Here is a 12,562-nt window from a genome sequence, read left to right as displayed (position 1 = left end):
GCCCAAACATGACATTCCAGCACATCACGGCAATCGGCAAGAGCGCATCTGTCCAGTGGCGGGTGATCTACGCCCTGCTGATGCGCGAGATTCTAACCCGCTATGGACGGCACAACATCGGCTTCTTGTGGCTGTTCGTGGAGCCGATGCTCTTCACGACCGGGGTTACTGTTCTATGGACCTTGTCGAAGGCGGTGCACGGTTCTTCCCTGCCGATCGTAGCTTTCGCCTTGACCGGCTATTCCAGCGTTCTGCTGTGGCGCAACATGCCGGCCCGCTGCATCGGCGCCATCGACCCAAACCTGGCGCTGATGTATCACCGCAATGTGCAGGTGATCGATATTTTCCTGGCCCGCCTGCTCCTCGAAGCGGGTGGCGCCACGATATCATTCATCGTGCTGAGCCTGTTCTACATCTACATTGGCTGGCTGGAGCCGCCAGAGGATATCCTGACCATCGTCGAAGGATGGGTACTGCTCGGTTGGTTCGGCGCCGCGCTGGCAATGTTTCTGGGGGCGCTTGCCGAGAAAAACGAACTGGTGGAGCGCCTGTGGCACCCGGCGTCGTACATTATGTTCCCACTATCGGGCGCGGCCTTCATGGTCGATGCCTTGCCCCCTGCTGCGCGGGATTTCGCTCTTTACGTGCCTATGGTGAACGGTGTGGAGATTGTGCGCGAAGGCTATTTCGGCAATCACATCCGAGTTCATTACGACCTGCCGTACCTGCTGGGATTCTGTATCGCGCTATCTGTGCTGGCCCTGGCGCAAGTCGCCGTCGTCAACCGAGAGATCACTCCCGAATGATCAACGTCGATAATGTCAGTAAGATCTATCCCACTAGGGGCGGCGAACGGGTCGTTCTGGACGACATCTCGTTTCGCCTTGATCGCGGGGAAAAGCTCGGCATCCTAGGCCGCAACGGCGCCGGCAAATCGACACTGATACGCTTGGTCAGCGGGGCCGAACGGGTGACCTCTGGAGAAATTACCCGCACGATGTCAGTATCCTGGCCGCTGGCGTTCGGGGGCGCGTTTCAGAATGCGCTGACCGGCTTGGATAATGTCCGCTTTATCAGCCGCATCTACAATCAGGATTACCGTCAGAATATTGATTTCGTATCAGAATTCACCGAACTTGGAATATATCTGCGCGAGCCTCTCCGATCCTATTCGCAAGGCATGCGCGCCCGACTGGCATTCGCCATTTCCATGATCATCGAATTCGATTGCTACCTTATCGATGAAATCAGTGCGGTCGGCGACGCGAAATTCCACGAAAAATGTGCTGTTGAATTGTTTCACAAGCGTGGCGATCGCGCAATGCTGATCATTTCTCACGATACGGAATACGTTCGTAACCACTGTGGGAAATTTGCTGTCTTGGACGAAGGAAAGCTGTTGTTCTATCCTGATTTTGATCAGGCACACGAGGCACATAACCGCAATTTGCAGATCCACGTCTAATCGGCGTGGAGGCGGGCGACACTATGGCCTGACGACTATCGACAATAAGCCGCTCGGATTGACCGGCCTTTTTTGCATGCTGCATGATCAATATATAATCATGGTCATGGAAACGAAATGAGCGCCGACACATGCATACTGACCAAGTTAAATCCGTTCTTGATCTCATCTCATTGCCGATCGACAATTTCGTGGACGAATCCTATCGAGCTTTGCTGAGCAGGACCCCTGGCCCATCAGAAAAAATGGAACGTACCGGCGTTTTGCGCGCTGGGCTGGGGCGCATTCGGTTTTTGGCAGACATGGCGCAATCGCCGGAATTTCGGCGACGCCACGAACACATACTGCGCTCTGGCAATGACACCGACTTCATTCATGCCTTGTTTCACCTCTATTTAGGCCGTGCACCTGATAGCGATGGTCTGCACCATTACACTGAATTGCTTACGAAGGGCAAAAGCCGCACACGCCTTGCACGGGATATTGCTCGCTCGCGCGAAGCATGCGGCAGGCGGACATTCTGGTATGAACTCGAGCATCTAATCGCTATTGATCAAGCCGAACGGCACTGGCTTCGGCGCTGGTTCGGCCACGCAACACGGCAACGCAAGCTTCGCAATCTAAGACACGAAGCACTACTGCAGCACAACCAAAGGTATCAAGGAGTGCCGCAGCGTTTGCCTATCGCGGCCACTCAAGCCACACCTAATCCTCCTGTTCCGATTACTCATTGGTACATGGATGGTCGGAACCAGGGCCACGATACACGTCGGGCCATGTCCCGCCTGCAGCATGCAGCGGGGAGTTTCTAAGATGCGCATCGTAATTGACCTGCAAGCAGCTCAAGGACCAAGCCGTCATCGCGGTATAGGGCGTTACTCGCTAGCCTTGACGCAAGCCATGGCGCGCACCCGACCCGAACATGAAATATTCGTACTCATTAACGGGCTGGTCCCTGACACTATTGAAGACGTTCGGGCCGCCCTATCCGGTTCGATACCGGACGAGAACATAGTCGTGTGGACCGCGCCTAGCCCCATTGATGCGGACAATCTGCATAACGATGGCCGCCGCGAGGCTGCAGAACTGATACGAGAAAGCGCTCTTGCTGCGCTTTCTCCCGACTATATCCTCGTATCATCACTGTTCGAAGGCTTCAGCGATAACATCGCAACGAGCATTGGATCACTACACTCGGATATTCCAACAGCGGTAGTACTTTACGACCTAATACCTTTGATCCACAGCCAAATTTACTTACCCAATGGAAGCGTCAAGGCTTGGTACCAAAACAAGCTGGGACACATGCGCCGGGCCAACTTGCTGCTTTCCATCTCTGAATCCGCACGTCAGGAGGCGCTGACCTGGCTTGGCAGCGACCCTGAACAGGTCGTCAATATTTCAACGGCAGCAGATGATCACTTCACTCCAGGAGAGGTCAGCCGGAACATGACATCGCATCTTGCGGCGAGCTATGGTCTCGTTCGGCCTTTTGTGATGTACACAGGCGGCATTGATCACCGCAAGAACATCGAAGGCCTGATCTGCGCCTACGCGCGCCTGCCCGAAACTGTGCGCCGGGCCCATCAGTTGGCCATCGTCTGTTCGGTCCAAGATGCTGATCGTAGTCGCTTGCTGAAACTGGCCGCCGAAGAAGGCCTCTCCCATGATGAAGTGGTGTTGACCGGATTCATTCCTGAAGACGATCTTCTCGCTTGTTACCGTTCGTGCAAGCTGTTCGTCTTTCCTTCTTGGCACGAAGGTTTTGGCCTGCCGGCGCTGGAAGCAATGAAGTGCGGCCGCGCCGTCATCGTAGGCGACCGCTCCGGGCTTCCTGAAGTGGTGGGGCTAGAACGCGCCTTCTTCAATCCCTTCGACGTCACGTCCATCAGCCGCAAGATCTTCGAAGTCCTGACAGACGACAAGATGCGCGAGGAACTGGAACGTCATGGACTTAAGCAAGCATTAGAATTTGACTGGGACAAGACGGCAATGCGGGCCTGGTCTGCCTTGGAGGCCAGCCATGCAAAACACGTTGCATCGGCACCGCCTCCCACCCTACGTCATCGCGCACTGCAGGATCGCCGACCGCGCCTAGCCTTTGTGTCACCCTTCGCGCCTGATTCCAGTGGCATCAGCAACTACAGCGCCGAACTGCTTCCCGATCTGGCGCGTCATTATCGAATCGACGTCATCACAGTCGGCGGTATGGCTAGCGAACCGTCAGTACTGGGCAATAGCCCGGTTCGGGACCTGACCTGGTTCCGCCAGCACGCCCATGAATTCGATCGAGTTCTGTACCACTTCGGTAACTCCCACTTTCACACCCACATGTTTGACCTACTGCACGCCATTCCCGGAGTAGTTGTTCTGCATGATTTCTTTTTATCGGGCGCCGTCTCCTACCGTGAAGGTTCGGGCGAAGTGCCAGGCGCATGGACACGCAACCTTGCCTATTCGCATGGTTGGCCGGCCGTTATCCGCCGTTTTCAGGCACAAGATCATCATGACGTGCTGTGGGAATATCCTTGCAATTTACCGGTATTGCAGGATGCACTAGGGATCATTGTCCATGCCGAACATTCCCGGCACCTTGCATGCAAATGGTATGGTGACAATGCCGGAGCAGACTGGCAGGTCATTCCGCATCTTCGCAAAGCAGCCATCGCAAACGATCGCGTTGATCCGCGTCGTGAACTTGGCATTCCTGTAAACGACTTCGTCGTATGCAGTTTCGGATTGCTCGGCCGGTCGAAGATGAACCACCGTCTGCTCCAAGCATGGCTGGATAGTCCTCTGGCGCAAGACCCACGATGCCGTCTAGTATTCGTGGGCCAAAATGCTTCGGATAGGTACGGCGAGAAGATCGAAAAAATGGTCCGCTCCGCCCGCGTTGCGGGGCAGATCGAAATCACCGGATGGGCAGACCACGCGACTTTTGAGCGGTGGCTGAACGTGACGGACGTTGGCGTCCAGCTACGCCAACTCTCTCGAGGTGAAACGTCAGGAACTGTGTTCGATTGCATGAATCACGCCGTAGCCACGATCGTCAATGCGCATGGCTCGATGGCGGAACTGCCGCGTGATGCAGTCTATTTTCTGGATGATAATTTCGACGACGTACAACTGAGCACCGCACTCACCGAACTATGGCGGGATTCGGATCGACGCCTGGCACTGGGACGAAAAGCCAAAGCGCACATGCAGCGTCATCATCAGCCACGCATTTGCGCCGATGCCTATGCCCAAGCGATCGAACGCTATTACGACAAGGCTGCAATTGGTGAGTACGGCTTGATGAGAGCACTACTCCAAAACGGCGCTGCCCTAAACCAAGCCGACTGGAATGGCGTGGCCAGTGCGATCTCACAAAACCTTCCTGCCACCCCTCGCCCCAAACGCTTGTTGGTAGACGTATCGGTGTTGGCCCAGGTCGATGCCCGCTCCGGCATCCAGCGCGTCGTCCGTGCTATCCTTTCACAATGGCTGGAAAGCCCGCCATCGGGATGGACCGTAGAACCGGTTTATGCAGATCCGGGCAACGGTTGCTATCGTCAAGCCCAAAGGTTTACCTGCAGGTTTCTCGGCATCCCGGATGACTGGTGCGAAGACAATGTCATCGAGCCGCATGCTGGCGACAGCTTCATCGGGCTGGATTATCATCCCGATATTGCTTACCAGCAACGGGCTATCCTCCGCGAGTGGCGGCAACGCGGCGTGCGCGTGCAATTCGTGATCTACGATTTGCTGCCTGTCCTCCTGCCAGACCGTTTTCCCAGCGGTACTCCGGAAAGTCACGAGCGATGGTTGGAAACCGTCGCTGGCTTTGACGGTGCAATCTGCATTTCGCGAGCAGTGGCGGGGGAGTTCGAGGATTGGCTGGAACAGCGAGGCCACAAGCGAGAGCGTCCGCTTGCGATCAACTGGTTCCATCTCGGTGCCGACACCCATGCAAGCAAGCCGACAAAAGGATTGCCGCAAGACGCAGAACTCACCTTGGCGCGGCTGCGTGATTCCACATCCTTCCTGGCAGTCGGCACCATAGAACCTCGAAAGGGACATCAACAGCTTTTGGAGGCTTTCGATGCGCTGTGGACCGAGGGTGCCCAGGCTAATCTAGTGATCGTCGGGAAGCTGGGCTGGATGATGGAGGACGTCGCGAACAAACTGCGCAACCACCCCCAGTACAACAAGCAACTCTTCTGGCTCGAATCGATCAGCGACGAATATCTCGATGCCGTTTATGCAGCCTGCAGCGTCCTGATCGTCGCGAGCGAAGGCGAAGGCTTCGGGCTCCCCCTGGTCGAAGCCGCACGCCACGGACTTCCTGTCCTGGCGCGCGATCTGCCGGTTTTCCGTGAAGTGGCGGGGGCCGGAGCATCATTTTTTGCCGATAGCCGTGATCCCAAATCGATACAAAAAGCCGTTGCCTTGCAATTGAAGGCATTACCTAAAATAGATTCGCCAAAAACCGCGTGGAAGACTTGGGCAAGCAGTGCCCAGGATCTGGCCGACTTTGTGATAGGGCAGAATCTGCCTCACCGACACAGCGCTGGCGATCCAGGTATGGCCAAATTTTCGGTCAACACAGAGATGGATGCCAAACTGAAAGCGGACGCTAAGTAACGAGCGATCCCTGTGTCATTTGTTTGACACAGGGACTTCCGCTCCACCCGGCACAAGTTGCAGAAGCCGGCGATCTACTATGCCATGCTTCCGATCCCAATCCTCATATACAAGATACGTACTGCCGCGGTCTTGGATCCAACGTGCATATTGCACCGGACAAACGCTTGATGAGGAAGCGTGGGCGGTGGTGAGGAAAGCCTTGCCGGGAAACTTCACCCATGTGCTTGTCCCTGATCGCGGCCAACCCGACAAGGGCGATCTCAACAAGTGAAACTCCCAGTCTTGCCCCTCTGTGCAGGCTAGACTTTTCGTCACTGCTTCGATGATCATGTACCGATGTGAGTCTCCCGGAAACGATACCGTTGAAGCCTCTCCTACACCTGCGCAGCGCGGCAACCACGCCACGCAGTCCTTTGGGCCAAGCGTGGCGTCGCCCGGCAGTCCTTGCCCACGGACCTCCCACGCCCGAAAATCACGGGTCGACACAACACCGCGAAATCCATGTCCCGAGACTGGATCATACCCGTGCATTGTGACGAAGAAACGCCCCTGGCTGCTGCCGAGTATCTCTGGCGTGCCTTCGTCCCGCGTTGTTACCGGACATCCCTTTCCGTCGCCGGCGCAGATCCTGGACCATAGGCTTCCGCCAACGACGACGGGATTAGCCGGGTCACTTTCGAAGCGCCCCAGCGGTGAGGGCGCCTTGCGTGTATAATGACACAGAGCCCACAATGCAGGTGCGCCGTCCCGATCTCGGCCAAGGCATTGCGCCAACAGATGCCAGGTAGACGATACGCGATCATAATAGGCGCTGCCGTCTAGCACGGCGCATTCATCCCCTTTCGCGCTACGGCCTGGATCGACGATGGGGATGGGTGCGGACCACGTCCGACCATGATCGGTGCTTGATCTCGCCACCATTCGGGCGTGGTCCTGCCGACAATCCTGCTCTGATTCATCCAATATCGCACGATTGAAAGCATACCAGACGCCATCGCGCACGGTGAAGGACCCCGCCTGTTCATGACGAAAGCCCGGCCTGTCCTGCCAGTCGAGTTTGGCCACTTGCTCAAAATGGGCACGACCTCGCCACAAAGCATCCAAGGTCACGTTTTGCGTGGAGACAGGTTCAGAGTTTGCCAGGCAAGATGATGGAGAAATTGCTACACAAATGAAAATAATATACATTGTTGTATAGCAAAAAAATTCCATACCAAATTTATCTATATAATTTTTCAACATTATACCACGCCATTCAATGACCATTCACAAATCAACACACAAGCCTTCTTCATGCAATAACGAGTTAACCGCAGATTTGAGGCCTTTTGTGGATTTCGCTTTACCCTTGGCCCTGCCCCAGTTCTGCCACCGGCCAGAACGAGAGATCCGGCACTTCATCGGCCGGGGTCAACCCCGACCGATGAAGCAAATTCGGCCGGCGTCATGCACCCCAGAGATGTGTGAGGTCGGGTCTCGTTTAAGTCCCTCCGCCACGCCTCAATCTTGCTCCTGGCGCCGTCCAAAGACAAGAACCAGCGCGTGTTGAGGCATTCATCGCGAAGCCGGCCATTGAAGCTTTCCAAGAAGGCATTGTCCGTAGGCTTTCCAGGCCTGCTGAAGTCCAGCGTGACCCGATTGATGTAGGCCCAGTGGTCGAGCGCCCGGGAGATGAATTCCGGGCCATTGTCCACCCGAATCTTGGTAGGTGCGCCGCCGCGCTCGAACAGCAAGCGATCCATGACAGCGACCACCTGTTCGCCCTTGATCCCCTGATCGACATGGATCGCCAGGCACTCGCGGGTGTAGGCATCGACCACGGTCAAGGCGCGGAAGCTCCTACAATCGAACAGGGCATCGGACACGAAGTCCATCGCCCAGATCTCGTTCCTGTGGGCGGGCAGCGGCCGTTCCACGCGCCGCGCGGCCATGACGTGCCGGCGGGGCCGTTTGGCCTGTAAATTAAGGCCTTCCAGGAGATACAGCCGGTGCACCCGCTTCACATTGACCGGCCAGCCTTCGGGCCGAAGCTATACATGCTGACGTGACCCCCTGGTTTCTACCAGCGCGGATTAGAACCGGGCAGCTTTGTTGCGCATGAGCGCGGGTTGAGCAATGGCCTGCGCAGCGGAGCCCGTAGGGCGTAGCGAAGGAGGCCATTGCTTATGCAGTTCAGCGGCGAAGGCCGCAGGGGTTTCATAGCCAAGGGATGAGTGCGGCCTCTCCTGGTTGTAGTCCTCTGCCCAGGCGGAGATCACCACGCGAGCATGCTCCAGGGTCAGGAACAGGGTCTCGTTGAGCAGCTCGTCGCGCATGCGACCGTTAAAGCTCTCGACGTAGCCATTCTGCATCGGCTTGCCCGGAGCGATATAGTGCCACTCAACCCCGACTTCCCCGCACCAGGCGAGGACGGCGTTCGAGGTCAGCTCGGTCCCGTTGTCGCTGACAATCATCCCCGGTTTGCCGCGTTCGGCGATCAGATCGCTGAGCTCGCGTACCACCCGACGGCCCGAGATCGAAGTGTCCGGCACCGCGCGCAGGCACTCGCGGGTTACATCGTCGACGATGTTGAGCACCCGGAACCGGCGTCCCGTAGCCAGCTGATCATGGACGAAGTCCAGGCTCCATCGCTGGTTCGGTAGCGCCAGCACGGGAGCCGGTGCCCGTGCGCCGATGGCACGCCGCCGGTTGCGTCTGCGTCGGACCGCCAGCTTCTCCTCGCTATAGAGCCGCTGTGTCTTCTTCCGGTTGATCACCACGCCCTCCCGGCGCAGCAGAATGTGCAGCCGACGATAGCCAAACCGGCGCCGCTGCTGCGCAAGCTCGCGCAGCTTCGCCCGAAGGTCAGCATCATCTTCCCGCTGTGACCGGTAGCGCATGCTCTTCCGGTCAGCGCCGATAACACGGCACGCCCGCCGCTCGCTCATCCCCAGAACCGCCTGGAGACGAGCGACCGCCTCTCGCTTGGCAGCGGGCGTTACCAATTTTTTGTAAGAAGATCCTTCAGGCCGGCATTATCCAACATAGCCTCGGCCAGCAGTCGCTTCAGCTTGGCATTCTCGTCCTCGAGTGCCCGCAGTCGCTTGGCCTCCGAAACTTCCAGACCGCCATACTTGGCCTTCCAGTTGTAGATCGTCGCTTCCGACACGCCGTGGCGACGAGCCAGGTCGGCAGTCTTCGCGCCAGCCTCCTGCTCCTTCAGCACGCCGATGATCTGCTCTTCTGTGAACCTTGCTCGCTTCATTCGTCCGTCCTTCCATCAGGCCAGACTCTAATCAAGCTTGGAGGAAAAGCCGGGGGTCACGTCAATGCCATAGCGCACGCGGGGCTCCGCGATCTCCTTGATCCTGTTCCTGAGCGGCGCTTGGTCGCTGCGGATCGATCGATAGCGGTGCGTCTTGCGATCGAACCAGAGCACCGCGCAGCTGCGCCGCTCGCTGACCCGATAACGATCCTGCACCCAATGGACGATCTCGCGCAGCCGGCCAGGCGCTATGGTTTTTTTGCCAGAACCTTCTGGAGCATGGCCTTGTCCAGCGATAGATCCGCCACGAGCCGTTTCAGCTTCTGGTTTTCTTCCTCAAGCTGGCGGAGCTTGCGCAGCTCCGATGGGCCAAGGCCGCCGTAGAGCTACTTCCAGCGATAGTAGGTTGCCTCCGAGACGCCCATCTTCCGGCAGACCTCTACGACCGGCGTGCCGACCTCCGCCTGGCGCAGCGCAAATGCGATCTGTTCGCCCGTGAACTTCGACTTCTTCATGCAAAATCTCCAGCCCCACGCTGCTTCGATTTCGCCAGATTTCTCGCATTCTCGCTGGAGGCTTTTTCCAGGACAGGGTCAAATCAGCCTGGCTACGCCCAACTTCCATGACGCCACGTAAGCAAAAGCTTGAACAACCAACCCGCAAACAATCCACTTATCAAACTTCAAAGGCTGTTCAGACCAACCGAGTTACTTCTATACTCTTCGACCTAACGCTTGAACTCGATTTTGTGAGATCGATGAAGCATTAGCTTTTTCCGAAAGCCAAACCCATGCCCAAAAATTTGGGTCCCGCCTGTCCGACCCCGGGGCCAACTCAAGATGTGTCTCGTTGCCGGAGGCCGGATTTGAATAAAGTAATAACTGCAAATCCGCGTCAACCACCAAGCAATGCCAATCTGAATTGGCATTGCTTGGCACTTAAATATTATCTTTCCAGCATCCAGGCCAATGTGTCGCGCAACTCATGGCTGGGCCGCTGCCCAATCACATTTTCGATCTTGCTGCGATCACCCCACAGCATCTTGACCTCGTTCTGGCGGACGAATGCAGGATTGACGGTGACCTTGAAATCGTGCCCTGAAATTTCCTTAATCATCGTGATCACATCACCCAGCGTCTGCGCCTTACCAGAACAGATGTTGAAGATTTGATCGACAGCATCAGGATCGTCGAGCAGTGCAGCATAAGCAAACACCACGTCGCGCACATCGGAAAAGTCACGTGCTACATCCAGATTACCCAACTCAATCGTCGTCGCTCCGCGCCGGACGTGATCAATGATCTTCGGAATGACGAAATTGGTCGACTGCCCAACCCCAGTATAGTTGAAGGGCCGTGCGATGATGATCGGCAGCCGATTCTGATAGAGACGAGCTACAAACTCCATTGCCAGTTTACTAACCGCATAATCATTGATCGGATCGGGTGCGACAGTCTCGTCGATAGCGCCGCTGACGCGATTGCCATAGATATTGGCACTGGAGGCAAGGAGCACCGCATCGACACTACCAGCGAAACTCACCGCTTCCAAAAGATTGCGGCTGCCCACGATATTGGTACGATAGATGTCATCGATAGCACCGTGAGCGACGAAAGCTATCGCAGCAAGATGCGCGACTTTGTCCGGCTGTATGGTGAGAAGAATTTCCTTAAGACCCTGCGCATCGGTAAGATCGCATATGTGCGAGGAGGCCAGGCCTTCGATGGGCACCGCAATAGCGCTGTGCGATATGCCAATCACCTCATGGCCCTGCGCTGCGAGCAATGTCGCCAGATAGCGGCCTGTGAAACCATCCACGCCGGTAATTAATATTCTGCTCATAACCATCTCACCGTCGCTGATAGTGCGCTACCCGACGGCGGCAAGCACCGCCGGGTACGCTCTACTATTTAATCGACCGACTTCCTGCCAAGGAGGTCAGAAAGATGCATTCACGCTGTTCCGCAAAAGGTCGGCGTCGACCATCATCTTGCAGAGCTGCTCGAGCGTCGTTTCCGGTTTCCAGCCCAGCTTGTTCGTCGCCTTTTCAGGATCACCGATCAACAGGTCGACTTCCGCAGGACGATAGAAGCGCGGATTGACCCGCATGACCGTTTTGCCGGTAGCGCTGTCAACCGCAATCTCCTGGTCTTCTTTGCCGGAAAATTCTACATCGATATCCGCTGCCTTGAACGCCATCTTCACAAAGTCGCGGACTGTTTCCGTCCGGTTGGTCGCCAGCACATAGGTATCGGGCTCGTCGGCCTGCAGCATCCGCCACATGCCCTCGACATATTCTTTGGCAAATCCCCAGTCACGCCGCGGATCGAGATTGCCCAGCTCCAAGCAATCGAGCTTGCCTAGCTTCACCTTGGCGACGCTGTCGGTGATTTTGCGGGTCACAAACTCGCGGCCTCGCAGCGGACTTTCATGATTGAAGAGAATGCCGCTGCACCCGAAAATATCGTAGCTTTCACGATAGTTGACGGTGATCCAGTGCGCATAGAGCTTGGCAACACCATACGGACTACGCGGATAGAAAGGCGTGTCTTCCTTTTGCGGCACGGCTTGCACCTTGCCGAACATTTCCGACGTGCTCGCTTGGTAGAAGCGGATCTTCGGATCAACAATCCGGATCGCTTCCAGCAGGTTGAGTGGACCGATACCCGTGATTTCGGCGGTGGTGACAGGTTGGTCAAAGGACACGCCTACAAAGCTTTGTGCGGCAAGGTTGTATACTTCGGTGGCGCCGGTAGTCTGCAGCAGCCGAATGCTCGATGACAGATCTGTCAGATCATATTCCACCAAGGTCAGATTGGGGTGATTGGCAATGCCGACCTCTTCAATCCGCCAGAAATTCACGGAACTCGTCCTGCGATAGGTGCCGTATACCTTGTATCCCTTACCCAGCAGCAGCTCGGCCAGATAAGCACCATCCTGACCGGAAATTCCCGTTACTATCGCAGTCTTCATATATTCCCTCATGTGACACAAACATCCGGCATCAGGCCGGGCAAAACGAACGCAGCCGGGCGTGTCGTCGATCCTTACGCCAGATGCAACTCTAATACCAATCTGCATGTGTCAGAAGTGACGGGCTCATTTATGGCAACCGACGGTCATGCCGCGCCAAGCCTGGTCGACCAACCTGCCCTAATCATCGTGACAGTGAAGCGCCCCGGGTTTTCCGGAGGCTCCAATTTGTGAGAAGGAGCTTTCGTGAT

At 56.4% G+C, this 12,562-nt stretch carries 7 protein-coding genes and 2 pseudogenes; 4 read left to right on the top strand and 5 right to left on the bottom strand.

Annotated elements, in window-relative coordinates:
• Positions 1 to 8: 8 nt before the first annotated feature.
• The 4 genes from V7066_RS01395 to V7066_RS01380 all read left to right on the top strand — a co-directional run bounded on the left by V7066_RS01395 (position 9) and on the right by V7066_RS01380 (position 6,091).
• A complete protein-coding gene (locus tag V7066_RS01395; RefSeq protein ID WP_334181469.1) occupies positions 9 to 806 on the top strand; it encodes an ABC transporter permease in 798 nt (265 codons plus the stop codon).
• Entirely contained in the window at positions 803 to 1,465 is a 663-nt protein-coding gene (locus tag V7066_RS01390; RefSeq protein ID WP_334181468.1) for an ABC transporter ATP-binding protein, read from the top strand. Before V7066_RS01395 ends, V7066_RS01390 begins: the two co-directional genes overlap by 4 nt.
• A gap of 131 nt (positions 1,466 to 1,596) precedes the next feature.
• Positions 1,597 to 2,277 (top strand): DUF4214 domain-containing protein, encoded by a 681-nt coding sequence (locus tag V7066_RS01385; protein WP_334181467.1) that lies wholly within the window; start codon positions 1,597 to 1,599, stop codon positions 2,275 to 2,277.
• A 1-nt stretch (position 2,278) separates the two neighbouring features.
• The gene (locus V7066_RS01380; RefSeq protein ID WP_334181466.1) at positions 2,279 to 6,091 is read left to right on the top strand and encodes a glycosyltransferase; all 3,813 of its coding nucleotides are present in this window, start codon (positions 2,279 to 2,281) and stop codon (positions 6,089 to 6,091) included.
• Positions 6,092 to 7,491: 1,400 nt separating this feature from the next.
• Here V7066_RS01380 and V7066_RS01375 read toward each other — a convergent pair.
• The 5 genes and pseudogenes from V7066_RS01375 to gmd form a co-directional block, all read right to left on the bottom strand.
• Positions 7,492 to 8,124 (bottom strand): annotated as a pseudogene (locus tag V7066_RS01375) (IS3 family transposase); the annotation flags it as partial.
• A 42-nt stretch (positions 8,125 to 8,166) separates the two neighbouring features.
• A protein-coding gene (locus tag V7066_RS01370; protein WP_334181465.1) for an IS3 family transposase occupies positions 8,167 to 9,338 on the bottom strand; the annotation gives its coding sequence in 2 pieces (ribosomal slippage) (positions 8,167 to 9,086 and positions 9,086 to 9,338; 1,173 coding nt in all).
• Between the two features lie 66 nt (positions 9,339 to 9,404).
• Positions 9,405 to 9,853: pseudogene (locus tag V7066_RS01365) on the bottom strand (transposase); the annotation flags it as partial.
• 430 nt (positions 9,854 to 10,283) lie between these two features.
• Complete coding sequence (locus V7066_RS01360) at positions 10,284 to 11,180, bottom strand: GDP-mannose 4,6-dehydratase (RefSeq protein WP_334181464.1); 897 nt, start codon at positions 11,178 to 11,180, stop codon at positions 10,284 to 10,286.
• A gap of 96 nt (positions 11,181 to 11,276) precedes the next feature.
• Complete coding sequence (gene gmd / locus V7066_RS01355) at positions 11,277 to 12,311, bottom strand: GDP-mannose 4,6-dehydratase (protein WP_334181463.1); 1,035 nt, start codon at positions 12,309 to 12,311, stop codon at positions 11,277 to 11,279.
• Between the last annotated feature and the right edge of the window lie 251 nt (positions 12,312 to 12,562).

The sequence above is a fragment of the Novosphingobium sp. genome, from assembly GCF_036820275.1.
Taxonomy (GTDB): Bacteria; Pseudomonadota; Alphaproteobacteria; order Sphingomonadales; family Sphingomonadaceae; genus Novosphingobium.
This window is presented reverse-complemented; position numbering and strand designations above follow the sequence as displayed.